Source organism: Nocardia pseudovaccinii, assembly GCF_050942345.1.
In the GTDB taxonomy this organism is placed as follows: domain Bacteria; phylum Actinomycetota; class Actinomycetes; order Mycobacteriales; family Mycobacteriaceae; genus Nocardia; species Nocardia pseudovaccinii.
In genome coordinates this window covers 4225116-4249133 of record NZ_CP192074.1, presented here as the reverse complement: position 1 = coordinate 4249133, position 24018 = coordinate 4225116, and the positions used below count along the sequence as shown (strand labels likewise).

General features: G+C 64.9%; 22 protein-coding genes and 2 pseudogenes. 12 read left to right on the top strand and 12 right to left on the bottom strand.

What is annotated here, in order from left to right; genetic code table 11:
- Nucleotides 1–103: 103 nt before the first annotated feature.
- On the bottom strand, nt 104–520 hold the full coding sequence (locus ACQPZ2_RS19190) for a hypothetical protein (protein WP_433526784.1): 417 nt from the start codon (nt 518–520) through the stop codon (nt 104–106).
- A gap of 1056 nt (nt 521–1576) precedes the next feature.
- Here ACQPZ2_RS19190 and ACQPZ2_RS19185 point away from each other — a divergent pair.
- The 4 genes from ACQPZ2_RS19185 to ACQPZ2_RS19170 all read left to right on the top strand — a co-directional run bounded on the left by ACQPZ2_RS19185 (nt 1577) and on the right by ACQPZ2_RS19170 (nt 7953).
- Complete coding sequence (locus tag ACQPZ2_RS19185; RefSeq protein WP_433526783.1) at nt 1577–1969, top strand: hypothetical protein; 393 nt, start codon at nt 1577–1579, stop codon at nt 1967–1969.
- A 13-nt stretch (nt 1970–1982) separates the two neighbouring features.
- Nucleotides 1983–4598, top strand: coding sequence for an ATP-binding protein (locus ACQPZ2_RS19180; protein ID WP_433526782.1), 2616 nt, complete (start codon nt 1983–1985; stop codon nt 4596–4598).
- 659 nt (nt 4599–5257) lie between these two features.
- On the top strand, nt 5258–7543 hold the full coding sequence (locus ACQPZ2_RS19175; RefSeq protein WP_433526781.1) for a DUF4328 domain-containing protein: 2286 nt from the start codon (nt 5258–5260) through the stop codon (nt 7541–7543).
- Between the two features lie 173 nt (nt 7544–7716).
- On the top strand, nt 7717–7953 hold the full coding sequence (locus ACQPZ2_RS19170; protein ID WP_433526780.1) for a hypothetical protein: 237 nt from the start codon (nt 7717–7719) through the stop codon (nt 7951–7953).
- A gap of 202 nt (nt 7954–8155) precedes the next feature.
- On the opposite strand, the gene ACQPZ2_RS19165 is transcribed toward ACQPZ2_RS19170, so the two are convergent.
- Genes ACQPZ2_RS19165 through ACQPZ2_RS19155 form a run of 3 tightly spaced genes read right to left on the bottom strand, consistent with a single transcriptional unit; the run spans nt 8156 to nt 11161 of the window.
- Complete coding sequence (locus tag ACQPZ2_RS19165) at nt 8156–8563, bottom strand: FAD-dependent oxidoreductase (protein ID WP_433526779.1); 408 nt, start codon at nt 8561–8563, stop codon at nt 8156–8158.
- Nucleotides 8560–9798 (bottom strand): MFS transporter, encoded by a 1239-nt coding sequence (locus tag ACQPZ2_RS19160; protein WP_433526778.1) that lies wholly within the window; start codon nt 9796–9798, stop codon nt 8560–8562. Before ACQPZ2_RS19160 ends, ACQPZ2_RS19165 begins: the two co-directional genes overlap by 4 nt.
- 4 nt (nt 9799–9802) lie before the next feature.
- Complete coding sequence (locus tag ACQPZ2_RS19155; protein WP_433526777.1) at nt 9803–11161, bottom strand: FAD-dependent oxidoreductase; 1359 nt, start codon at nt 11159–11161, stop codon at nt 9803–9805.
- Nucleotides 11162–11262: 101 nt separating this feature from the next.
- Here ACQPZ2_RS19155 and ACQPZ2_RS19150 point away from each other — a divergent pair, with 101 nt between their 5' ends.
- Nucleotides 11263–12129: a metalloregulator ArsR/SmtB family transcription factor gene (locus ACQPZ2_RS19150; RefSeq protein ID WP_433526776.1), complete on the top strand. Its 867-nt coding sequence runs from the start codon at nt 11263–11265 to the stop codon at nt 12127–12129.
- Nucleotides 12130–12139: 10 nt separating this feature from the next.
- Here ACQPZ2_RS19150 and ACQPZ2_RS19145 read toward each other — a convergent pair whose 3' ends face one another.
- From ACQPZ2_RS19145 to ACQPZ2_RS19120, 6 genes are all read right to left on the bottom strand, one after another.
- The gene (locus tag ACQPZ2_RS19145) at nt 12140–12676 is read right to left on the bottom strand and encodes a DinB family protein (RefSeq protein ID WP_433526775.1); all 537 of its coding nucleotides are present in this window, start codon (nt 12674–12676) and stop codon (nt 12140–12142) included.
- 535 nt (nt 12677–13211) lie between these two features.
- Nucleotides 13212–13865, bottom strand: a complete 654-nt coding sequence (locus ACQPZ2_RS19140) for a sigma factor-like helix-turn-helix DNA-binding protein (RefSeq protein WP_433526774.1) — start codon at nt 13863–13865, stop codon at nt 13212–13214.
- 6 nt (nt 13866–13871) lie between these two features.
- A complete protein-coding gene (locus ACQPZ2_RS19135; protein WP_433526773.1) occupies nt 13872–15278 on the bottom strand; it encodes a wax ester/triacylglycerol synthase family O-acyltransferase in 1407 nt (468 codons plus the stop codon).
- A 23-nt stretch (nt 15279–15301) separates the two neighbouring features.
- Nucleotides 15302–15676: a hypothetical protein gene (locus ACQPZ2_RS19130; protein ID WP_433526772.1), complete on the bottom strand. Its 375-nt coding sequence runs from the start codon at nt 15674–15676 to the stop codon at nt 15302–15304.
- 49 nt (nt 15677–15725) lie between these two features.
- Nucleotides 15726–15899: a hypothetical protein gene (locus ACQPZ2_RS19125; RefSeq protein WP_433526771.1), complete on the bottom strand. Its 174-nt coding sequence runs from the start codon at nt 15897–15899 to the stop codon at nt 15726–15728.
- Between the two features lie 116 nt (nt 15900–16015).
- A complete protein-coding gene (locus ACQPZ2_RS19120; protein ID WP_433526770.1) occupies nt 16016–16282 on the bottom strand; it encodes a hypothetical protein in 267 nt (88 codons plus the stop codon).
- 222 nt (nt 16283–16504) lie between these two features.
- Here ACQPZ2_RS19120 and ACQPZ2_RS19115 point away from each other — a divergent pair.
- The 5 genes and pseudogenes from ACQPZ2_RS19115 to ACQPZ2_RS19095 form a co-directional block, all read left to right on the top strand.
- Nucleotides 16505–16807, top strand: a pseudogene (locus tag ACQPZ2_RS19115) (sulfatase/phosphatase domain-containing protein); the annotation flags it as partial.
- Between the two features lie 65 nt (nt 16808–16872).
- Entirely contained in the window at nt 16873–18225 is a 1353-nt protein-coding gene (locus ACQPZ2_RS19110; protein ID WP_433526769.1) for a cytochrome P450, read from the top strand.
- Between the two features lie 48 nt (nt 18226–18273).
- Nucleotides 18274–19518, top strand: coding sequence for a cytochrome P450 (locus ACQPZ2_RS19105; protein WP_433526768.1), 1245 nt, complete (start codon nt 18274–18276; stop codon nt 19516–19518).
- Between the two features lie 44 nt (nt 19519–19562).
- On the top strand, nt 19563–19697 hold the full coding sequence (locus tag ACQPZ2_RS19100) for a hypothetical protein (RefSeq protein ID WP_433526767.1): 135 nt from the start codon (nt 19563–19565) through the stop codon (nt 19695–19697).
- Nucleotides 19697–20491, top strand: a pseudogene (locus ACQPZ2_RS19095) (glycosyltransferase family 4 protein); the annotation flags it as partial. The gene ACQPZ2_RS19100 and the pseudogene ACQPZ2_RS19095, both read left to right, overlap by 1 nt.
- Nucleotides 20492–20747: 256 nt before the next feature.
- On the opposite strand, the gene ACQPZ2_RS19090 reads toward ACQPZ2_RS19095, so the two are convergent.
- Nucleotides 20748–21158, bottom strand: a complete 411-nt coding sequence (locus ACQPZ2_RS19090; RefSeq protein ID WP_433526766.1) for an IS3 family transposase — start codon at nt 21156–21158, stop codon at nt 20748–20750.
- 14 nt (nt 21159–21172) lie between these two features.
- Nucleotides 21173–21529: a transposase gene (locus ACQPZ2_RS19085; RefSeq protein ID WP_433526765.1), complete on the bottom strand. Its 357-nt coding sequence runs from the start codon at nt 21527–21529 to the stop codon at nt 21173–21175.
- A 258-nt stretch (nt 21530–21787) separates the two neighbouring features.
- Between ACQPZ2_RS19085 and ACQPZ2_RS19080 the strand changes: the two genes are divergently transcribed.
- Together ACQPZ2_RS19080 and ACQPZ2_RS19075 are read left to right on the top strand one after the other, a co-directional pair.
- Nucleotides 21788–22006: a hypothetical protein gene (locus ACQPZ2_RS19080; protein WP_433526764.1), complete on the top strand. Its 219-nt coding sequence runs from the start codon at nt 21788–21790 to the stop codon at nt 22004–22006.
- Between the two features lie 287 nt (nt 22007–22293).
- On the top strand, nt 22294–23484 hold the full coding sequence (locus ACQPZ2_RS19075) for an IS110 family transposase (protein ID WP_433526763.1): 1191 nt from the start codon (nt 22294–22296) through the stop codon (nt 23482–23484).
- Nucleotides 23485–24018 lie beyond the last annotated feature (534 nt).

Below are 24018 nucleotides of genomic sequence, written 5' to 3'. Positions count from 1 at the left end.
TGCCGAAGAACTGCCTACCTCGACAAGGTCCGGGAACAGCTGGCTGGACCTCTCGGAACGACAGCTCGCGATACTGCGCCACTGGTGGCACGGAGGCTACGCGTCAGACCGACCATGCGCCGCAAGTCATCCCAATCATGGTGTAGGTGTTGCAGCACTCGGGGGTCAAGAACACCCGACAAGCCACATTCCGCTCCCCCTTTACGAACCCCGGACACAACACCTCATACGACTTATTGTGCGCCAACACGTCATAACGCGGACTGAGCACCACACCCGGGAGCGGTTCCAGGTGGTCGAGAATCACCTGAAGTTCTTCTGGCAGCGCAGTTCCCGCATGCGCGGTCGGCACATCCGCCAACCGATACAAATGCGCCTTCTCCGCAGCATCCAACGACAACGTCCGCGCAACCGAATTCAACACCCGCACACTGACATTGATGTTTCGCCCCTGCTCGAGCCACGTGTACCACGGAAGGATAGCAATGAGCAACGTCGCCGCAGAAGCCTGAAGCCGCACCTCAGACCCAGTTTTCCCGGCGTAACACTGCCAAGTCCGATGTATAGATCACTTGACCGACACGAGCCTGGCGGAACCCGAGTCCTCTGCCGACAGGCTGGAATTGTCGATGCAGTCGGGATCTATGCCGCCTTCGCACAATCAGTCGCCCACGATTGGAGGTACATCCAGTGGGAACTCCTTTGGACGGAATTCGGTCTAGGAATCGCAATGTTCGTGTTCTTCTTGTGTTTCTGGGCTTCGGGTATGCGGCATCGCAACCGCGCCGAGGACGCAGCCAGAGAGGTCGTCGCGAATGCGGGAAAGACGCCACCCGAACAGGATCCGGCTACGCTGGACCCAGAGCCGGTGCCGCCGCCGCCCACAATACAGCAAATCCATGAAACCAGTCCGGTGCGACGATCGAACCAACGAGCACGATGGAGAATTCTCTCACGTTGCGACTTCGAAAGCTCATGTCGTCGATGAATAGTGCTGGCAAACAAAAAGGTTGACTGCGCTAGCAAGGTCGACGTATAGGCCGGATCATCCGAAATAGTGTCGCCCACCGGATTATCAGGCAGCAGCACATCAGAAATTCCGGGACCCCACCAGCTCTGGCCGCTGTTGCAGCAGGTCGGCGGATTCGTCCTCGCGGATCAGAGTGCTGGATCTGAGCCGCGGATGGGGGGCTGGCCCATGCCCCACTCCAAAGTCATGGCAGTGAGGGTACGCAAGCAGTTGCATCGCGGTTTGACGTTAATGAGTGCCGACTGTCCTGGTGGCGGTCCGAGCCCTGGAGGTTCACTTGACATCGAAACCCCTCCGCCGAAAGGACTTAGCGGGGGCTGTACGACTAGTGGGGGCTCGAGTGCTGACTGCTGGTGCACGCCAAAGCGAACCGGACAGTGGAACTTATTGTGGCTGTGGCCGTCTCAACCGCGCGCGGCTCGACGTGCTCGGCTGCGGCGACCGTTGCATGTCGTGTTGTCGGGGTGACGGAATCGACTACGACCGTGAGCGGGGAAGCCTTAGCCTTGAAGTCGGTCTCGGGCTGAAGGATTCAGGAGGCAGGTCATGATCGATCCGGTGTCACTGGGTATCGCGGCAGCGGCGCTGCTGGCATCGAAGTTCGGCGAACAACTCGCCCAGACCACGGCTGCCAGCAGCTTGCACGCCGTCACCCGGCTACGCGAATTGATTGCCAAAAAGTTCGGCAGCGATGAAAGTGAAACCCCCACTGCCCTAGCAGCTTTGGATCAGGATCCAACGCCGCAGAACCAGGTGGCCGCGGCCGAGGTGATCACCTCGGCCGTCCGGTCCGATCCCGGCTTCGCCGCCGACCTCCAACACCTTGTGGCCACCGCACGGCAGGACCGGACCGTCGAAGCATTCATTGCGAATGCCTGCGACAACGCCAAGCAGGTCAATATCCGGGGCGACAACACCGGCACCATCAATATCAACTGATCAAGGAATTCCGGTGCCCGAGTTCGAAGCCCGCGACCAAGCCCTGCAGGTGAACGTGGTCGGCGACAACACCGGCACCATCAACGCTGGCGTCCACCACCATGAGGCTGCGCCACCGCCGCGGCAGCCGATCACATCCAGCCTTCCCGCCGATTCGCGTACGGTCCTGGGGCGTGATCGGGAGCTGCGGCAGATTCTGGCTGCGGCCGATGGGGGCCGGGCGGTGTCGATTTACGCGATCGACGGTCTGGCCGGAGTCGGGAAGACGACGCTGGTCGTCCGCGCCGCACACGAACTGGCGACACGTTTCCCGGATGGGCAGTATTTCGTCGAGTTGCACGCACACACTCCGGGACGACAGGCTGCGGATCCGTCGGATGTATTGGCCGGGTTGTTGATCGAGTTGGGTTTGGATCCGCGGAACATTCCCGACACCCTCACCGGGCGTCGGGACTTGTGGCGTAACCGGCTGGCGACCAAGAAAGCACTGATCGTGCTCGACGATGTGGCCGATCGGGGGCAGATCGAGCCACTCGTCCCCAGTGGGCCCGACTGCCTGACTCTGGTTACAAGTCGACGGCGCTTGCTCTTGCTGAAGGATATGCAACCGCTGGCGCTGAGGGTTCTCGACGTGGACTCCGCCGCGGACCTGTTTCGCACAGTCGCCCATCGTGCCTCTCCTGGCGAAGGCGAGCGAGACGTGGCGCGGCGAATCGCCGAGTTGTGTGGATGTCTGCCGCTGGCGGTCGTGCTGGTGGCCGGGCGCATTGCACACCACCCGGACTGGACGACAGCTGAAATCACCGAGCTGGCCGAGGAATTCGACGCGGCGACGGACCGGCTGACTGAACTCGATGCTGGCGGCTCGGTCGTCCGCGCCGCGTTCGACCTGTCCTACCGAGAATTGCCACCCGAGCGGCGATTGCTGTTTCGCCGCTTGGGCCTGCACCCGGGCCCGGATCTTGACGCTTCCGCTACCGCGGCACTGGCCGGGGTCGATGTCACGACTGCACGGCGGGAATTGCAGGCTCTGTACAGCGACCACCTCCTCGACGAAACAGCGCGGGGCCGCTACCGCTTGCACGATCTGCTGCGTGTCTACGCCAGTACGCTCACCACCACAGATGCGGCGGATGACACCATCGACGCGGTGGATCGGCTACTGAACTACTACCAGCACACTGCCGCAGCCGCGGATGCGCGGCTGACACGCCAAACCCGACCCACCGCCAACACCATAGGTGGTGTCGAAGTGCCGGAATTCGGGGAGATGCGGGCATTGGCATGGATGCGCAGGGAACGCGCCAACCTGCTGGCCTGCCTGGAACACGCAACCGGCCGCGATCCTGGCCGGATGATCACCTTGACCGAAGTGGTGGCCGGATTATTGCAACGCGACGGACCCTGGCCGCTGGCGCGGGACTTGCACCAGCGCGCCGCCGATGCCAGCGCACACCTCGGTGACCGGCTCGCGCACGCCAACGCTCTTGGCGCCCTCGGCGACACATACTGGCGGACCGGGGCTTACGGGCAGGCCGCCGACTTGTACCAGCGGGCGCTCGGCCGCTACCGAGAAATCAGCAACCGCCTCGGCGAGGCCAACACCCTTGCCAGCCTTGGCAACCTACGCAAAGACACCGGGGACCATAGCGAGAGCGCCGCCCTTTACCGACAGGCACTTGGCCACTACCGAGAAATCGGCAACCGCCAAGGCGAAGCAAACAGCCTCGGCAACCTCGGTCTGGTATTCCTGCGGACCGCGGACCATGAGCAGGCTACCGACCTGCACCAACAGGCCCTGGCGGTGTACCGGGAGATCGGCAACCGCCTCGGCGAAGCCAACAGTCTCGGCAATCTGGGCCTCGTGCACATGCAGACCGGCGACTACGCCCAGGCCGCCGACTTACAACAGCAAGCTCTGGCCCTGCATCGCGAACTCGGCTACCGCCTCGGCGAAGCCAACGCCCTCAACAACCTCGGTTTCGTGTGCCAGCGGACCGGAGACCATGCGCAGGCCGCCGACCTACATGAGCGGGCCCTGATCCTGCATCGCGAACTCGGCAACCGCCTCGGCGAAGCCAACAGTCTCGGCAATCTGGGCCTCGTGCACATGCAGACCGGCGACTACGCGCAGGCCGCCGACTTACAACAGCAAGCTCTGGCCCTGCATCGCGAACTCGGCTACCGCCTCGGCGAAGCCAACGCCCTCAACAACCTCGGTTTCGTGTGCCAGCGGACCGGAGACCATGCGCGGGCCGCCGACTTGCACCAACAGGCCCTCGTCCTCTTCCGCGAGCTCGGGCACCGCTCCGGTGAAGCCGCGGCACTCAACGAAATCGGGACAGTGTTGCTCGCTGCCGGTGAACCGGCCAAGGCGTTGACCGCCTTCACCGATGCCGTCGGACTGGCCCGCGTCATCGGCAGCCAACGCGAACAGGCCCGCGCTCTCGACGGTTCCGCACGCAGCAGTGCCCGCCTCGGCGACACTTCCGCAGCCGTGACCGAGCTTCGCCGCGCCACCGAGATCTATCGCCGTCTCGGCGTACCCGAAGTCGATACCGCTTCCGCATATCTCGCCGAGCTGGAATCCCGTCTCCCACCAGACGGGCACGCGCGCGACATCCACTGACCGATCTGGCCATTCGAGCCGATCTCGAGTCGGATGGTTTGCCCGCACCGTATTCGGACTCGTGACCGAGGCGCCGGTGCGCCGCCGGGCGGCTGCATTTCAAAGGGATTCGCGCGGCGGGTGCCGGTGTCAAAGCGCGCAAAGTGCGGTTCACGCCGCACGGTCCAGCGGACGAGCTGATGTCCCAAACCTGTATCACACCGGATCCCCCGCCACCGACCACTCAGCGCCTGTCCGGACTGACCACACGAAATACGGGGCCGAGGGAATGCCCTTCTGTGGCTGCACGATCTGGCACGCAATGATCGGCGCCGCCAGCCGTTCTGTTTCGAATTAATGGTCGAGATATGTTCCACCCCAGGCGCATTCCCATTCGTGGGCATATACCGAGGACTCGGGAGTAGGTTACTGCAGTGCGAGTGAACGGCCTCGCGCCCGGGTGCCCGAGGGAGTTGATTCACGCAGGCCGGACCGGAACCGATCGGTGGTGATGAGTGTTGCGCCCCAACGTTTTCCGGGTTCGGACGGTTAGTACAGGTGCCAGGTCCCGGCAATGTAGCGGTCGGATTCGGGCTGTCATCGCTGGTACCTGAAGGGACGCTTTCATGTCATTGCACCACCGTGCCCCGCTCGCGGGTGATGGAAGGACTGTGCGACCGATGCAGGCGTTCGGGCTCGCGGCGATCGTGCTGGTGGCGGGGACGGTCGTCATGCTTTCGGTCAGTGTGATCATCGACTGGATCGATCTCTCGGATTTCGAACGAAGCTGGCAAGACCACCAGCAGATGCCTGAGGAGTGGTCGTCGGACTCGTTGACCGGTGTTGTCGCGTCGTTATTGCTGCTGGGCGCGGGCATTGTCGTCATCGTGTGGCTGTGGCTCGCGCGCCGCAATGCGGAAGCGTTGTGCGCGGCCAGGCATCGGCTGGCTATCGGCTGGGTGATCGGTGGCTGGTTCTGCCCAGTGGTCAACCTCTGGTTCCCGCACATGATTTTGGCGGATGTGGTGCGTGCGAGTGATCCCCGCACCCCGGCGGACGCGCGGGATTTGCGGCGTCGTCCCACGGGTGTGCTGGTCACTGTGTGGTGGTTGGCGCTGATGGCCGGGTGGGTTCTCACTGCTGTGTCGGTGCGGTTGAGCGCTCCGCAGTTGCGGACGGAAAGGACCGACGACTATTTCGTCTACGCGTCCGGCCCGGCAGGCGGGCAGGGCCTGATAATCGTGGAGATATTCAGCGTCGGCGCGTTCGCCGTCGCGGCATTCTGCCTGAGCGCGTTGATCATCCAAGTTCAACAGTGGCAGGGAATCCGCGCGAGCAGCCGGGACTGTCGACGACCCGGCACCGGCACCGGCTCGGCGCCCGCGACACGCACACCTGCGACCATGCTGTGGCCGACCACGCACGTGGCCACCGCGACTTCGCCGACCACCCAGGCACCTCACCCAGGTCCCACACCATTGCTGGTCAAGTCGAGCACGCTCGCCGGGAGGTCCGCGCTGCCCGACCCACATACCCTCCCGATGCGCGACTCCGATCCCAGCGCGATCGGTCCGTACACACTCGTCGGCCGACTCGGCTCCGACGCCGTCGGCGACCGCTATCTCGGGCACACCACCGATATGACGAAGGTCGTACTCCGGACCGTGCACCACCACCACGCCACCGGCGCCGACGCACACGCGGAGCTCGCTCGCGTGTTCACCGCCGCGCGAATCGTGCACAGTGACTTCACGCCGACCGTACTGGACGCCGATGCCGATGCGCCTCAGCCGTGGATTGCGACCGCACACATTGCCGGGCCCTCGCTACACGAACTGGTCACCGACCGTGGACCGCTTCCACCAACGATGGTCGAGTCCATCGCCACGGGTGTGGCGCGCGCGTTGTCCGCCCTCCACAACGTGGGTCTGGTGCACGGCGCCCTAACGCCCTCGTCGGTCATCGTCACCGAATCCGGCACCCGCGTAGTCGATTTCGGTATCACCACGCCACCAGCAGAGCCGTCGGCATTCGCTGCGCCGGAACAGCTCGTCGGCGAAGCGGCTGGACGCGCATCCGATGTGTTCGCCATGGGCGGCGTACTGACCTATGCGCTCACCGGCCGGGCCCCGTTCGGAGACGCGAACCCCGCAACGCTGCTGCACCGAATGAGGACAGTGCCACCGGATCTCACCGGCATACCCGACAGCGGCCTCCGCTTCGTCATCACCGGCTGTCTCACCGGACACCCTGACGCCCGACTCACCACAGCGCAGGTACTCGGGCACCTCGAAGCCACGGGGGCACCACAGTCGAGACCAACCACCCCGACACAGCTGCCCCAAGAAACCCCCACGATCGCTGCCTATAACGACGGCGACTTCCCTTTCGACATCGTCATCGCTGTCTTAGCGATTCCCGCCAGCATCGTCGGCGGATTCGTTGTATTTCACTCGTCCGATGAATCCGCTCGATCCGCAGCCAATCCCGCGCGATCCGCAGGTGCCGCGATGTCGACAACTGCCGCACCGGAGACGTGGGGCGATGTGCAGTGGATCGCCGACCTGTTCCCGAACCTGCTCCCCACCAATCCCTCGCCTTCCATGTCGGGACAAATCCCGTCGGCAGCGGATGGATACCAGGGGATCAATTGCCCGCATTCCTCCGCCGACCAGACCATGGTCATTTGCCCCGTGGAGCGATCCGTCCGCAATCCCTCCGTCCAAATTTACTGCAGCCAGGGTCGGCAATACGGGGTTCCGCCTGGGCATGGAGACGTTTTCCTTGAAAGGCTGCCGCGGCAGACGGGGTCCGTGACCATCTGGCGCGCAGCCGAAAGCAGTACAAGCGCAGCCATTTCCCTGTCATTCGACGATTCGCGACGCAGCCAATGCACGATCTATTCCACCTGGAATAACCATAGCGAAGGTGAACTCGTCAATTGGTGGCGGGCAGCGCCTTTGTAACCCGCCGCCCTCCAACAGATTCGTGTAGGGGCTGTGCGGGATTGCTCGATGCCCTGTCCAGGTCGGCTCGGCAGGCTCGCGCATTCGAATTCAGCACCTCACGGTGCACAAGGAAAGCTCAGAGCGCGCCCGAGAACTCAGATGTCCTCGTTGGCGGTGCGGACCTTGATACTGTGAGGGCTCGTCTGATCGCCGTGGAGGATCTCGTGCACCATGTCATGCCGAAAATCATTGCCGCCGGAGCGATCTCACTGGCACTCGGTCTGCAGCCCGCGATCGCGGCGGCAGCCTCGGAAGAGACACCGCCGAACCCGCCCCCCGCCCAAACCCAGACGACAGCTCCTTTCGACCCCATCTGCCCCCTGTGCTTCCTGCGAGAACTGCTCGAGAGCGGCTCCGGCCGCCAGTAACATTCTCGCAGTGCATGTCTGAGTGCGCTGATGAGAACTCGGTGAGTAGTCGGCATGGTGACGCCTGGTAGACGGAGGGCTCAGCGACCTTTTCAGAAGACGAAGCCGCACAGTGCCACGAACGACCGCCGCCATGACGATGATCACGGTGGCCCGTCTGCGCGATCTCGCAGACGCGGGGTGCCCGCCGATGGACCCCGGATCAGCAGCAGACCGGGAGCGAATGACAACCCGTGGCGCGGTAAGTACCGCGGGTCCCGGTGTGGGTGTGGGCGGTGAACAGGTGTCCGTCGTAGGTGAGGATGTTGACGCGCTGGTGGGTGTGGATGTCGGCGTCGAGGGTTTTCGCGTAGTGACGTAGGTAGTCGATGACTTCGTCGCGGCGCGGGTAGCGGTCGGGGTCGCCGGGGAACGGAGGTCCGGGCAGGGCACTGTATCGGGCGGGCGAGAACAGGGTGAGGCTGTAGTAGGAGTAGTGCGGCCATTCCCCGACGGGTTCTGGTCCTGCTTCCAGCACAGCGACGGAGAGACCGCGTTTGCGCAGGTGGCGGGTGGCGGCCAGGCCTGATTGGCCGCCACCGATGACGAGGGAGTCGTAGTCGGTGGTCACTGTGGTGTCCTCGAGGTTCGGGTTGGTGGGGAGTGTCGGGGTACGGAGGCGAGCGCGACAGTCGCGGCGACCACGGCGATGGCGGCGAGGACGAGGTAGGTGTTGGCGTAGCTGCCGGTCCAGTTGGTGAGCGCGGTCCCCGCCCACGGCGCCAACGCCATGACGATGACCACCGGTGCTGACATGAGTCCGTTGAGGCGGCCGTAGTGGTTTGCGCCCCAACGTTCGGTGATCGCGGTGGCCTGGATGAGGGTCATGATCCCCCGCACGAGTCCAGCGCCGATCGAGACGCCGATCAGGACCGTGACGGTGGTGCCGAGTCCGAGTAGTGCCGTGGTGGCGGCGGTAGCGGTGAAGGCTGCGACGATTCGCGTGCGGGGTGTGGTGGCGGCGGCGAGTGGAAGATAGCCGATGCGGCCGAGGACCTGTCCGGCGCCGCCGAGGCCGAGGGTGAGCGCGGCGAGTGATGGGGAGAATCCGCGTTCGATCAGCAGCGGCACCAAGTTGAACACTGCGGCGAAGGCGGTGAACGCACCCAAGCTGGAGGCGATCACCAGCGCGAGGAACGCGGGACTGCGCGACACCGCATTGTGGTCGGCGTGGAAACTGTTGGCCGGAGCGGGTGGTTGCGGCCAGGGTCCGTGTAGCCCGATCCAGTGGGCAGGAATGGTCACCACAGCCAAGACTGCGGTGAGGATGAGATAGGTTGCGCGCCAATCGGTGTGCTGCACAAGCGCAGCGGTCAGTGGCGCGAAGACGGTGCTGGCGAGTCCGGCGGCGAGGGTGAGGATCATCAACGCTTTGACGTACCGGTTCCCGTACCAGCGGGTCAGGGCTGCGAATGCTGGTGGGTAGAGTACCGCGCCCATCGCGATCCCGGCGGCTATCCATCCGGTGTAGAACAACATCAGGTTCGGTGCGGTCGCCACGACGATCAGCGAGGCGATGGCGAGGATCGATCCGGTGGTCATGATGGTGCGGGGACCGATCCGGTCGATGATGCGCCCGACCGGGATTCCGGTGAGCGCGGCGGCGAGTTGGCTCAGGGAGAAGGCGGCGGTGATGATCGGTGCCGACCAGCCGGTGTCTTCGGTGATCGAGACCGATAGGACGGGGAACGTGTAGTAGAGGATGCCCCAGCTGGTGATCTCGGTCAGGCACAAGATCGTCAGGACCCGCCGCAGACCGGTAGCGGTGAGGCCGCCGGTCTGCGGCGCAACAGTGGTGTCGCTCAACGGGTTACCCTCGCGCGGGTGCGGCCGTGCCGAGGGTGATCAGTTGCTGTTGTGGTGCCCGACCGTAGCCTGCACCCCCGTTGTTCGCGGTGTCGGCGTCGGGGTCGTCGAAGACTCCAGCACCGCCGCAGACTCCGGTGTCGGGCAGGGTGAGTTCGACGCGATGGGCCGATTCCTGGTCACCGGCAATGGCGGCCGCGATGGAGCGGACCTGTTCGTAGCCGGTCATCGCCAGGAACGTGGGGGCGCGGCCGTAGCTTTTCATCCCGGCCAGGAACACATCCGGTTCCGGATGCGACAACTCACGCGCCCCGTGCGGGTAGACGGTGCCGCAAGAATGCACGTTCGGGTCGATCAACGGCGCAAGCTCGACCGGCGCTTGGAGCACCGGATCCAGGCCGAGGCGGATCTCCGACAGCCACGACAACTCCGGGCGGAACCCGGTCAACACCAGCACCCGATCCACATCCTCGATCCGGCGACCGGCATCCGACACCAGTGTGTACCGGCCGCCGTCGGTGGGTTGGATTGCGGCGGTGCGGAATCCGGTTACCACGGTGAGCAGACCGGCGTCGAGGGCTTGTTCGGCGCGCTGGCCGAGCGCGCCGCGGGCGGGTAGCTGATCAGTCTCGCCGCCACCGAAGGTGGACCCGACCTCCCCGCGGCGCAGCACCCATGTCAACCGTGTGCCCGGCGCGTTCTTCGCGACCTCGGCCAGTGCGATGATCGCGGTCAACGCCGAATGCCCACTCCCGGCGATCACGGTGTGCTTGCCCGCGTAGCGCGCGCGGACAGTGTCGTCATCGAGGTCGGGCACCCGGTAGTCGATCACCGCCGCGGCAGCGGTTTCCCCGAGCGCGGGCAGCCCTTCGCCGCCAAGCGGGTTGGGCGCGCCCCAGGTGCCGGAGGCGTCGATCACCGCTCGTGCCAGCACCCGGTCTTCGCTGCCGTCGCCGTACCGCAGGTGCACCGACAGGGGTTCGCTGTCGCGTCCGGCATTCACGACCCGGTCGCGCCCGCGGCGAGCCACGCCCACGACCTCGGTGTCGAGGACGACCACGTCCTCGCCGAGGGCTTTCGCCAGCGGCATCAGGTAATCGTTCACCCAGTCCTGACCGCTCGGGTAGGTGTTCTCGGCCGGGCCGCTCCAGCCGTTGGACTCGAGCAGGCGGCGCGCGGCCGGGGCGATGAGTTCGGCCCAGCGGGAGAACAGCCGCACGTGATTCCACTCGCCCACGGCCGCACCAGCGGTGGCGCCGCGTTCGAACACCAGCGGGTTCATTCCTCGTTCACGCAGTTCAGCAGCAGCGGCCAGGCCGATCGGCCCGGCTCCGACCACCACGACGGGGAGCTCGTTCACCATGAGAAATCCTTTCATCGACGGTCATCGATCAACTTGCACGGAACTCTATCGACGTCTGTCGATGAATGCAAGCATCGATGTTCGTCGATATAGTGGTGGTTATGACTTCGTTGGATATGCCGGTCGTGCGCAGCGCCGGTGCGGACCGGGTGGATGCACTGACGGTGGATGATGCGACCACCTACGCGCAGTGGTTCGCCTGCCTGGCCGATCCGACGCGGGTGCGGCTGCTGCATCAGGTCGCCGCCCGCCCAGCCGGGATCACCGTCGGTGAACTCGCCGAAGCACTAAGGATCGGGCAGCCCACGGTGTCGCATCACGTGCGCAAGCTCGCCGATGTGGGGTTCGTCAGCGTCCACAAGGACCGCACCTCCACCGTCGTGATGGTCAACCCCGCCTGCTGCACCGGGCTGCCCCACGCCGCCGACGCTGTCATGGGCGTGCTCACCCTGCGACCCTGCTGCCCGACGGATCTGCCTACCGACGTCACAGTCCGGCACATGCGCGCGGATGATTGGGAAGCGGTGCGCCGCATCTACGGCGACGGCGTCGCCACCCGCACGGCCACTCCCGCCACCGAGGTCCCCAGCCGGGACACCCTCGAGGCGCAATGGTTGCCCCAGCACCGGTGGGTGGCCGAGATCGGCGGCGAAGTCGTGGGCTGGGCCGCGCTCAGTCCCGCCTCCTGCGATGAAGGCTACGCGGGCGTGGCCGAGAGTTCGGTGTATGTGGCCGAGCAGATGCGCGGGCGTGGCGTCGGGAAAGCGCTGCTACACAAGCAGGTGATCGCGGCCGACGAAGCGGGGCTGTGGACGCTGCAGACATCGATCTTCCCGGACAACCGCGCCGGGATCGCCGTGCACCACTCCGCGGGCTACCGCACTGTCGGGGTGCGCGAACGCATCGCCCAGATCGACGGAAAGTGGCGCGACAGCGTGTTCCTCGAACGCCGCAGCCCGGCGCGCTGAGCCGGTGCGCTCACCGCGTTCCGGTGAGGGTGAGTTGGCGCCGGTGGTGGTCGTAATGGCGGCCGGGATAAGCGTAGATATCGGCGAGGGTCATATAGTCGGCGAAATAAGGATCCCACCGGGTCGGGTAGTGCATACCGCGCTGGAATTCGGTATAGCGCTCATGTGCCAGCGAGCGTTGCAATGAGCCGATCACCCGGTCGAGTTTCGCTCCCATCCGGTGGCGGTTGTAGACGCGAGCCGCCCAGCACGAGCCGTAGTAGTTGATCACATCGAACGGCGCTGTCGCGGCGTTGAGGACGACAGCGAACCCACGACCGACGCCATCGGGCAACCGCCCCAGCACGCGCAGAAGGACCAGCAGCCGTCGCACCACCATGTACCCGAACAGCATGTGGAACAGCAACTGTTCGTTGCTCCAGCGGGTCCCCGCCGACGCCTTGCCCCAGTCGTCCTCGCCCGCCAGCCCCAGCAGAGTGTGGAAATCGGCCCGCGCTCGCTCCAGATCGGCGGCGAGCACGCTTCGATCCGTCACCGGTTCTGGCATGGCGCCTCGATTCAGTGGCGAAAGATCTGCCGCCCGCGCGGCAGTCTCCATCGTCCACCCAATACTTCGGGCTTCACAACCGCCACCCGACCGGTGACCGCGCTCAGCGGCGGCCAGAGTTCGTTCGATCTCGGGTTGCCTCCCAGTACCTGGATGCAGAAGAGCCCCACGGCGGCCCCCGGTGCGTCCTTTCCTGTTCTCCTCCGTCTGTCCTGGTACCCGTCCCCACGAATCCAGGAGTCACCGTGACCAATCCGAATGAATTCCAGTCCCCGGCGACAGATCGGACGGACCCATCACCGCAGCCTGCGGCACCCATGTGTTGCAGCACCGAACAGCAGACCACGTGCTGCGACCACAGCGAAAAAACGACGTGCTGCGCTCCGGCGGCCACGGCAGGCGGCGGCTGCGGCTGCCAGTAGCCCCGACCAGATATAGGTGCGGTGCGAGCCTCGAGCGGCTCGCACCGCACCTTTGTCCGATGGTGGTGATCCCGCAGCTGACCGGCGGGGCGTTCCCGAACCGGTATGCCGGTCTACTGGTCGGATGGGGATGTGGCGCCGCAGCCGCAGCCGGTGTCGCCGCCGCAAGCTCCATCGCGGGGTCGGTAGTCGTGCACGTGGCCGGTGCGGTCCTGGCTGATCTGGCAGCAGGCATGCAATTGAGCTTTGAGGGCGGCGCGGCCGCGTTGCACGCGGGATTTCCTCCCCGACACCGAGATACCCGCCTCACCGGCAGCGGCGGTGTGCGTACGGGCGTCGAAGTCGACCATCTTCACCGCCGCGGCCTGCTCGGCGGGCAGCCCCGACAGCATCGGCACTCGACGAAGTTGACCGCGGGGCCCTCGAGCAGGATCTGTTGGCCGCCTGGTCCACTGACGATGTCGTTGCGGAAGGTCACGCCCGCGGCACGCAGGCGGTCGACCTCGGCGGCGATGTCTTCGACGATGAGGTGGATGCGGTTCCAGCCGCCAGGGGTTGGTGTGGCGCCGTCGGGCATGGGGCGGGCGACCGGAGCTGGTGGGGCCGGACAGCGGCACCCGCAGCCGTCCGCGCACGACATCGGCGAATGCGGGTGCGGCGTTGTGGCCGAGGGTGAATCGGAGGTGGGTGGTGTAGAAGTCGATGGCGGCGGTGACGTCGTCGACGATGTAGCGGACGATGGCAAGTTCGGTTGATGCGCTGGCCATGAGTGGTCACTCTGCCCGACCGCCCGTCTCAGACCTCGGGACCGATTGCGCGAAGTCGTCGAGGGCATTGCGCACCCCGCGGGCGAACACCTCCACGTCCGGGCAGCTGTCCTGGTCAGCGGCGGCAGTGAGGTTGAGCTGGCCGGCGTACGACAGGGCGGCGACGACGAGTGTCAGGTTGCCCATGGGCGGCAGTAGGGGGAAAACCTCCAGCAGCGGGGCGCCGGCGAGATACAGCCGCATCGGCGGGCCCGGGACGTTGCTCACGACCAGGTTCACTGACCGCTGCCGCGGAAACAGCCGATACCAGATGCGCTGGCCGGCGACGAATCTGAAGATCCCGCTGCCCGCCTCGGGGCGAGGCTTGTCCTTCCGTGCGGCTGTCTCTGCGGCGATCAACGTGAGCTGGCGCACCGGGTCCGGCTCACCGACCGGCAACGGCACCATCATCCATCCGGGCGTGTTGCCTTGCGCTTCCCCGGGCCGGGCTTCGTGGTGGGAGATGGTCACCATCGCGCGCTGGACGAGCCCTTGGACATCCTCGCCGCGGGTTGCCAGCAGCTGGCGCAGGCCGCCGGCAACCGCGGTCAGCACCACGTCGTTGACTGTGGCGTGATGGACATGGGCGACGTGTTTGATGGGGTCGAGACGGCCGCGGACGATGGTAAGTCGGCGCTTGGATCGTACGGGGTGGTTGAGGCTGGTTCGTGGGGCGGGCTTTTCGGTGAGTACCTCCCGCCAGGCCGGTAACGCGCGGCGCGCCAGGCGCAGTGTTCTGCCCGGATGGACAAGGCCCGACCACCCGAGCCCGAGTTCCTGTCGGCGGCGTCGCAGGTTATCGCGGAGCAGTTCACCTGTGGACGGGGTGGGTGTCGGGGTCCACGACGGTGCACCCGCGACGGGCGTGTCGGCGGACCGGTCGAGCAGTGCCCCGAAGGCGGCCATCGCGGCGGGGCCGTCGGCGAAGACGTGATGCAGCTTGAAGAAGGCGCCGACCCGTTGGTCCGGCAGGCCGGGCAGCAGCCACAGCTCCCACAGCGGCCGTGCGGGATCGAACGGTCGCCGGGCCAGCTGCTGGCATGCCTGCAGCAGCTGGTCCTGGTCACCGGGCGCGGCAAGCGCATGGACGTGGATGTGCTCAGCGAGGTCGAAGGAGGGGGCGTCGATCCACAGCGGCCAGCCCAGCCCGAGGCGAGGCCGGTACAGCAGCTGCCTGAAGCGAGGCACCAAGTGCATTCTCGGCTCGAGGTGTCGCCGGACCGCGTCGAGTCGGACGCTGCCGTCCTCCTCGAGCAGGCTTGTGCCGTCGAGGATGGCGAGCCCGCCGATGTCGGTGGACCAGCCGTAGTCGTCCCAGAGCAGCAGGAACAGGTCCGAAGCGGTCACCCGTTCCAGGAGACGGGTCTCGGCCATGACCTCACGTCCTTCCTGGTGGCCTAGACAGCCGCCGCGGTTCCGAGGCCTTGGAGGAAGGAGTAAACAGCGATTCCTCCGGCGTGCTTGTATGCGAGTTCCCTGAGCTCCTGGGAGACCTCACCGAAGGCGGTCATGCGGTGGTCGTACGCGTACTTCTCGAAGAGGACCGCCCGCGCCTCCAGGACATGTGTGTTGTGCTCGATCAGCCCTTGTCCGCTCGGGTACGCCTCGTGGACCTCGCACTCGGTGCCGTCCTCGCTGATGAACCAGTCGTAGCGCAGGGTCTGCGTGTCGTTCTCTCGGGTCAGCCGCATGATCTCGGCCGCTTGAATCTTGAACCCTTCCAGTTGACCTGGGCGGATCTTCAGGTGTGCGTGCAGTTCCAGATGTCCCATGACTCCTCCTGGCATTGACTACGGGTGCGGTCGTTATGACCGCGGGTGGCTAGACCGTTGCCGTCCGTTCGAGTCCCTGCAGGAACGAAGAGACGGCAGGTGTCGCCCCCATTCGCTCTTCGACGAGGTTGAGGAAGGTCTCCAAGACCTCGCCGTCGAGGGTCGCCTGGGGGGCGGACGCGTAGTCGCGCAAGAGGCGATCCGTCGCCTCCACGGTGTGCATCTGCTCGATCAGTCCGTGTTCGTCGGGGGAAACATCTCGTCCTCCTCGATGTAGCCGACGAAGCGGTGGGCGATATCCGAGAACGCGGCCAGTGGCGCGTGGCACGCCCGCATTACCTACGCTGGCAAGATGACGCCGGCGTCAGTCGCCTCGGGTGTCTCTCGTTCGATTTCGATCGAGTAGTCCGCGGCGAGCGCCGCGAACGCTCCGATCGCGGCCACGGTGGGCGCGAGCAGGAAGCCCACCACGCCTTCTCTGTCGATGTCTTCGCTTGCTGCGCCATTCCGTTCACCGCCTCCGCTGCTGTCGAGCAGACCACGTCCTCTCCGTTCCCGCGGCTCAGCCTCGATGTCCGGCTCATGGCCGGACCCCTTTTTCTTCACATCGTCGTCTTCGAGACCGCGTCGCGGCAGGGCCGAAGGTCCACCCCTCACCGGGCCGACCGGCCTGACTGCCGGGTCCCCCACAGCCCATTGCCACCGGGTGGGAACTTTCAGAAGAGGTGAGCCGAGCATCGCTTCTCCACCCAAGCCGGCGACACCACCGCCCGCAATCTCGAATCGTTCGAGGACTGGGGCGGCAGCGACACCTACCCGCATTACGCCTGGGGCTGGGCGTGGGCGGGCAACACGCCGCTGCGGCTGTGGAAGCGGTACACATGGCTCGGCGGCACCCGCGCCCCGCTGATCGTGCACTGGCCCGACGGCATCATCGCCCGCGGCGAGATCCGCTCCCAGATCGCACATGCCGTCGACCTGATGCCCACCATCCTCGATGCCTGCGGGGTGCCGCAACCGGACACGGTGGACGGCGTGGCGCAGGATCGGCTCGACGGCCGTTCCCTTTCCCGCAACGCGTCGCCTACCGGCCCGAGGCCGGACTCGTGCACACATTGCCGCGGACAGTGAACCATAGTACTGTCCAGACACATGTCCATCATGTGTCTGGACAGGTCTTCTGGGAAGGATTTCCAATGACGCTGGTCAAGCCACAGCGAGTGTCCGGAGGCGAGGACGAGCACGGGCACCTCGAAGAGTTCCGCACCGATCCCATCGCATTGATGCGGCGCGTGCGGACCGAGTGCGGAGATATCGGCTCGTTCGAACTAGCGGGGCGCGATGTGATCCTGCTGTCCGGATCCGAGGCCAATGAGTTCTTCTTCCGCGCCAGCGACGAGGACCTGGACCAGGGCGCGGCCTACCCGTTCATGAAGCCGATCTTCGGCGAGGGGGTCGTGTTCGACGCGTCGCCCGAACGTCGTAAGGAGATGCTGCACAACCAGGCCCTGCGCGCCGATCACATGCGCGGACATGCCGCGACCATCGCTCACGAAGTCGATCGGATGCTGGCGGGTTGGTCGGACAAGGGCGAGATCGACCTCCTCGAATTCTTCGCCGAGCTCACCATCTACACCTCGTCGGCATGCCTGATCGGCCTGAAGTTCCGCGAAGAGCTCGATTCGCGATTCGCGCACCTGTACCACGAGCTCGAACAAGGCACCGACGCCTTGGCCTATGTCGACCCCTACGCGCCGATCGAAAGCTTCACCCGGCGCGACGAGGCACGCGTCAAACTGGTCGAACTCGTCCAGACGATCATGGATGGGCGCGCGGCGAATCCGCCGACCGGCAAGGACGACCGTGACATGCTCGACATCCTCATGTCCGTCAAGGACGAGAATGGGGTGTTGCGGTTCTCGGCCAGCGAGATCACCGGCATCTTCATCTCGATGATGTTCGCTGGCCACCACACCACCTCGGGCACCGCGGCCTGGACCATCATCGAACTGCTGCGCCACCCCGAGACCTTGGCCACGGTGGTCGAGGAGCTGGACGCGCTGTACGCGGATGGCTCGGAGGTCAGCCACAACGCGCTTCGACAGATTCCCAATCTCGAAGCGACGCTGAAGGAAACGCTGCGACTGCATCCTCCGCTGATCATCCTCATGCGGATCGCCCGCGACGAGTTCGAAGTCTGCGGTAATCGGATCGTGCCCGGCGACATGGTCGCTGCTACACCCGCGATCTCGAATCGGATCGCCGAGGACTTCCCGGATCCGGACGCCTTCGATCCGAACCGCTATCTCGATCCGCGGCAAGACGACATCGCCAACCGCTGGACTTGGATCCCCTTCGGCGCGGGCCGGCACCGCTGCGTCGGCGCCCCCTTCGCCCTCATGCAGCTCAAGGCGATCTTCTCGATCCTGTTGCGGGACTGGGAATTCGAGCTGGCTCAGCCGTCCGATACGTACCGCAACGACCACTCGAAGATGGTTGTGCAGCTTCAGCAGCCGTGCCGTGTCCGTTACCGTCGGCGGCAACGGTAGCCCTCGATACTCCGGTCCACAAAAGACGTCGACCTTCAGGAGGTAGCCGTGCCAGCCCTGTCCATGCCCGCTGGATTCGATTTCACCGATCCGGCACTGTGGGGGACCCGAAACCCCGTCCAGGAATTCGCCGCGTTGCGCCGAAGCGCACCGGTCTGGTGGAACGCCCAAACCGACGAGCAGTCAGGCGGATTCCGCGACGGCGGCTATTGGGTGGTGACTAAACACGAGGACATCAAGGAGATCTCGCGCAAGCCGGAGCTGTTCTCCTCGCAGCAGAAGGGCTCCGTCATCCGGCTGCCGGGCGAAGTGACACTCGAGCAAATCGAGCTCACCGGCGCCCTGCTGCTGAACATGGATCCGCCCAAGCACACCAAGATCCGCCGCATTATCTCCAAGGGGTTCACTCCCAGGGCGGTCGAAGGGTTGCGCAATGCTCTCACCGAGCGGGCGGTCGCGATCGTGCACGCTGCCAAGAAGGAAGGCGGCGGCGATTTCGTCGAGCAGATCGCGTGTGAGCTTCCGCTGCAGGCCATCGCCGAGCTCATCGGTGTCCCGCAGGAAGACCGGCGTCAACTGTTCGACTGGTCCAACCAAATGCTCAACTACGACGACCCGGAGTACGCCGACACCACTACGACCACCACCTCGAACAACGCGTTCGTGGAAGTACTGAGCTACGCCTGGAACATGGCCGAGCAGCGACGCGCCATCCCGGTCGACGACATCGTCAGTCAGCTCGTGCACGCCGATATCGACGGCGACGCTCTCGGTTCGGACGAATTCGGATTCTTCGTCATTCTGCTCGCGGTCGCCGGCAACGAAACCACTCGCAACGCCATCACCCACGGCATGAAGGCGTTCGTCGACAATCCCGAGCAGTGGGAGTTGTTCAAGCAGCAGCGCCCTCGTACCGCGCCCGACGAAATCATTCGCTGGGCCAGCCCGGTGACCGTCTTCCAACGCACCGCGACCGAGGACACCGAGCTCGGCGGACAGCTCATCCGCAAAGGGCAGCGCGTCGGATTGTTCTACAGCTCAGCCAATTTCGATGAGGACGCCTTCGACCGGCCGTTCGAGTTCGATATCCTTCGCGACCCCAATCCGCATCTGGCGTTCGGCGGTACCGGCGCGCACTTCTGTGTCGGTGCGAATCTGGCGCGGCTGGAGATCGAATTGATGTTCAACGCCCTGGCCGACGCGATGCCGAACCTCTCCCAGATCGCCGAGCCCGAACGCCTGAGCTCGGGCTGGATCAATGGCATCAAGCACTGGCACGTCCGATACGACTAGACCGAACCGGTGCGAGCCATACATCAAGATAGACAGGCGAACTCATGAACGAAGCGGACCACATCGCCGCGGACGACCGCAGCGCGGCCGCGGACATCACGATCCGTTTGGCCTTGCGAGTTGTCGAGGTGTCCCTGCCGCCGACAACGTGCGCCAGACCACTGGGCCGGGCCGCGTGATGCGCATAGCTTTGCTGTCCTACCGGAGCAAGACCCACTGCGGAGGCCAAGGTGTATACGTTCGGTATCTGAGTCAGGGCTTGGCGGAGCTCGGCCACAGCGTCGAAGTTTTCTCCGGCCAGCCATACCCGGAGAACCTCGACGAACACGTGCGGCTGACCGAGGTGCCCAGCCTCGACCTTTATCGGGACGAGGACCCGTTTCGCACCCCGCATCCCCGCGAAATCCGAGACGGCATCGACCTGCCCGAAGTCGCGACCATGTGGACAGCCGGGTCCCCCGAGCCCCGCACGTTCAGCCTGCGCGCGGCAAAGCTTCTTGCCGCGCGGGCAGACGATTTCGATGTGGTGCACGACAACGAGTGCCTCGGGTACGGGCTGCTCGACATCACCCCGGAAACTGCGACAATCCATCATCCGATCACTCGCGATCGCGTGGTGGATCTCGCCGCCGCACCGTGGCGGCGGAAACCGTTCGTACACCGCTGGTACGGATTCCTCGCCATGCAGCAGCAGGTGGCGCGACAGATTCCGGACCTGATCACCGTGTCCTCCTCGTCGGCCGCCGACATTGTCGAGGACTTCGCGGTGTCACCGGATCAACTGCACACAGTGCCGCTGGGCGTGGACACCGCCTTGTTCAAACCAGGAAACCAGCCGCGGACCAAGGGCCGAATTGTCGCGGTGGCCAGCGCCGACAAGTCACTCAAAGGCGTCGATCATCTTCTGAAGGCTGTTGCGCGGCTGCGCCATACGCATGATGTCGAACTTCGGTTAGTCGCGAAATTGGAGCCGACGCCCGAACCGATCCCACCGACCGCCGGATCCTGCACGGCTACGCGGTCTGGCATCACCTGCGGCGGCTCCGGCAAAGACTCGGCGACAACCACACCACCCGCCTGCAAGATCTAAACCTGCGCTGCCATGTCACCGCTGCCGACAACTTCCTCACCTGGCTCACCGACCAAGGACTCACCCTGTGGACCTGCACACAGTCCGACCTCGAACGCTGGATCGCCGATCCCACGGTTAGCTACCGCGACGAAACCAGTCACTTCATCCGATGGGCGGTGAAACATCGCCATGCCCACGGCCTGACAAGCACTTTGGAGGATTGCCGGGCATAACGCAACGGAGCTCGTTGGTTCAGATAGTCGATGGTCTTGAACGTGCGCGGGCTGATTCCTTCGATCCCGAGATCGGCCATGATCGCGGCGACGGTGTTCTTCGACGCCCGCTCGCCCTCGGCTTGCAGGTCGGCGGTGATCCGCGGGGACCCGTAGGTACCGCGCGAAGCGCGGTGGTGGGCGAGGATCTTCACCTCCAGATCGCGGCGGCGCTGCAGTCGTGCCGACACCTCGGGTGAGGCACGGATCTGCAGAAACCGGTAGTAGCCAGAGATCGAGACACCGAGCAGTTCGGCCATCCGGTTCACATCGAAGCAAGCGCACTCTGGAGCCATGAGCTCGAACCTGCTTACTTTGGATGCTGTGCTGCAAAGTACGCCGATACTTTTTCCAGGAACGCGAGATCTTTCTCTCGCGCGGCGAGATCGGTTGCCTGCTCAGCGACTTTCGCTCGCAACCGCGCCAACTCCGCGCGATCGTCGACCGACAGTGGTTCGGTGCCACCACCGCCCGGATCACCACGACGAGTCCCGGCCCGCCCTGCGGCGGTCATGCGGCGGCGTTCCTCACGAACCCGCTTATGCAGCAGGTTCTCGTGCACATCCAGCTCACGCGCAACCTCACGCACCGGGCGACCGGAATCGATCACCAGATGCGCCGCCTCCACCCGATATTCAGGTGAATACGATCGACGCGGACGAGGCATGATGAACATCCTTCCAGGGACCCACGGTCCCGCTGTCTCGGATGTCCACTACTTCAGGGGAGCCCCACCCTGTCGACATCTAGCTTGAGTTTTAAACTTCGGGGTTGGTTCGGGTGACCCCTGCTTGATCTTGAAAATACGGTTTGCGGGTGAAGCCTGGCATCGCCGGCGTATCGAGTGGGGTCGATACCGATGAATTCCGGCGTGGCGGTCGGGTTGCGGGGTTGACGACGGTGGGCGTCGTCGAGGAGCGTGCCCGTGGCCAGAATATTGAAGGTGAAGCTGTACGCGGCGATCCGGCGTGATCTTCGCGCGGGAGTTGCCAAGCTGGAGATCCAGCGCCGCTACAAGATTGGGCAAACCACAATTCCATGCCAGCCATCCGAGCAGGTCGCCGAACATACGGGACGTGGAGCGTCGGTGATCACACACGAGAGCGCTGTGCGCCGTCACAACCAGGATCTGGAATTTCGTTAGGGCTTCCGCAGGTCAATGCGTGTGGCTAGCGCATGTGTCCCCCTCCGGACACAAACCCCGTTATCTTCTTCGCAGCCCTTGAACGAGGGCTACGGTCGCCAGGCCCGGTATGACTTCTTGCCCCTGTCGTTCGCATGATCCGGGGGGTGGTGTCGCCGGGGCTGGTGGCGTCGACGGACCGCTGATGGGGACAGGGCCGCTGGTAGGTCTCTTCATAACGTGGGTGCCGGGCGTCGATGCCTGATCGGCGACCGGTCCGGGTTTCGACGCGATGAAGGAACTGCGAAGTGGCACAGGCGTATGCCGTGTTCTGCGGGGTTGACGTTGGTAAAGGCGAACACCACGCGGTCGGTCTCGACACGGCGGGTAAGCGGTTGTTCGACAGAGCATTACCCAACGACGAGGCCCGGCTACGAGCGGTTTTCGACAAGCTCGCCGCGCACGGGCCGTTGTTGATCGTGGTCGATCAACCCAACACCATCGGCGCTCTGCCGGTGACCGTCGCCCGCGCCTGCGGTCACGACGTCGCCTACCTGCCGGGGCTGTCGATGCGCCGCATCGCCGATCTCTATCCCGGACAAGCCAAAACAGACGCCCGAGACGCCTACATCATCGCCGACGCCGCCCGCACCATGCCCCACACCCTGCGCCGCGTCGACACCGGCGACGAAGCCCTCACCGAACTCGGCGTCCTCGTCGGCTTCGACGACGACCTGGCGGGGGAAGCCACCCGCACCAGCAACCGCATCCGCGGACTGCTCACCAGCATCCACCCAGCCCTCGAACGTGTCCTGGGCCCACGCGTCACCCATCCAGCGGTGTTGGAGATCCTGTCCCGCTGCGGCGGGCCCGCCGGAATCCGAGCCGCCGGACGCCGCAAACTCACCACGATCGCGATCAAACACGCCCCCCGAATGGGTGCTCGGCTGGTCGAGGAAATCCTGGCCGCGCTGCCCGCACAGACAGTCACCGTTCCCGGCGCCAACGCCGCCGAGATCGTGCTGCCCAGACCGGCCGATTCCCTGAAAAATATTCTGTCGCAACGGAAATCCATCGCCGAGGATATCGAGAGGATGCTTGATGACCACCCTCTTTCCAAGGTCCTGACCTCGATGCCCGGCGTCGGAGTCAGGACAGGAGCCCGCATCCTGCTCGAAGTCGGCGACGGCTCCGCCTTCGCCACCGCCGGACACCTCGCCGCCTACACCGGCATCGCGCCGGTCACTCACCGCTCCGGCAGCTCCATCCGTGGTGAGCACCCCGCCCGATCAGGCAACCACAAACTCAAACGCGCCTTGTTCCTCTCCGCGTTCGCCGCCCTGCACGATCCAACAAGCCGCGCCTACTACACGCGAAAACGCGATGAGGGCAAGAAACACAACGCCGCTCTCATCTGCCTGGCCCGACGCCGCTGCGACGTCCTCTACGCCATGCTCAAGACCAAACAGCCCTACCGAATCCCCGATACAGCCGCTTGACGAAAACCATAGGGACACCCCCCACACCGCTCCCCCATAGCCGCTTCCCGCGACCGCCGCCCTGCCGAGGCCAACCTCGCAACCCGATAGCGGGAGCTGGGACCTAGAGGAGATGTCTCGGGATGCCCACAAGCTGTTCAGACGAAGCACCAACCATCATGCGATAAGAGTGATTCGGCTACACCTGCGCAGGATCGCGAAACCCTACCTCCTCAACGGTAATTCAAGATAGACACCGATCAGCGGCTGTCCAAGACAAACCATCTACCCTCCACACCCATGAACGGTGGCACCACCACCAGAAATAAGGTTTCATGAGTTCAGGGAGAATCAGCAGACGGGTTGCAAAGGCAGGCAACCACATGCTCACAGTAGCCCCAGCCCCATTCTCCCCACCGCTGCACCGAACCCGAATGCGCTACGCCAGTGCGACATTCGCCGCCACTACCGGCAACAAGCGGATACCTCAGCAGCGAGCAACCGTCGACCGACAACACCGAAGACGGCCACGAGTGGACCACCGATCATCACATC

Excerpts from the sequence above, each read along its gene's own strand:
- ACQPZ2_RS19135 (WP_433526773.1), bottom strand. The coding sequence starts at position 15,278 with ATGGCCGAGACCCGTCTCCTGGAACGGGTGACCGCTTCGGACCTGTTC.
- ACQPZ2_RS19100 (WP_433526767.1), top strand. The coding sequence starts at position 19,563 with ATGAACGAAGCGGACCACATCGCCGCGGACGACCGCAGCGCGGCCGCG.
- ACQPZ2_RS19185 (WP_433526783.1), top strand. The coding sequence starts at position 1,577 with ATGATCGATCCGGTGTCACTGGGTATCGCGGCAGCGGCGCTGCTGGCA.
- ACQPZ2_RS19145 (WP_433526775.1), bottom strand. The coding sequence starts at position 12,676 with ATGCCAGAACCGGTGACGGATCGAAGCGTGCTCGCCGCCGATCTGGAG.
- ACQPZ2_RS19140 (WP_433526774.1), bottom strand. The coding sequence starts at position 13,865 with ATGGCCAGCGCATCAACCGAACTTGCCATCGTCCGCTACATCGTCGAC.
- ACQPZ2_RS19090 (WP_433526766.1), bottom strand. The coding sequence starts at position 21,158 with ATGGCTCCAGAGTGCGCTTGCTTCGATGTGAACCGGATGGCCGAACTG.
- ACQPZ2_RS19110 (WP_433526769.1), top strand. The coding sequence starts at position 16,873 with ATGACGCTGGTCAAGCCACAGCGAGTGTCCGGAGGCGAGGACGAGCAC.
- ACQPZ2_RS19130 (WP_433526772.1), bottom strand. The coding sequence starts at position 15,676 with ATGGGACATCTGGAACTGCACGCACACCTGAAGATCCGCCCAGGTCAA.
- ACQPZ2_RS19155 (WP_433526777.1), bottom strand. The coding sequence starts at position 11,161 with ATGGTGAACGAGCTCCCCGTCGTGGTGGTCGGAGCCGGGCCGATCGGC.
- ACQPZ2_RS19150 (WP_433526776.1), top strand. The coding sequence starts at position 11,263 with ATGACTTCGTTGGATATGCCGGTCGTGCGCAGCGCCGGTGCGGACCGG.
- ACQPZ2_RS19125 (WP_433526771.1), bottom strand. The coding sequence starts at position 15,899 with ATGCACACCGTGGAGGCGACGGATCGCCTCTTGCGCGACTACGCGTCC.
- ACQPZ2_RS19085 (WP_433526765.1), bottom strand. The coding sequence starts at position 21,529 with ATGCCTCGTCCGCGTCGATCGTATTCACCTGAATATCGGGTGGAGGCG.
- ACQPZ2_RS19175 (WP_433526781.1), top strand. The coding sequence starts at position 5,258 with ATGCAGGCGTTCGGGCTCGCGGCGATCGTGCTGGTGGCGGGGACGGTC.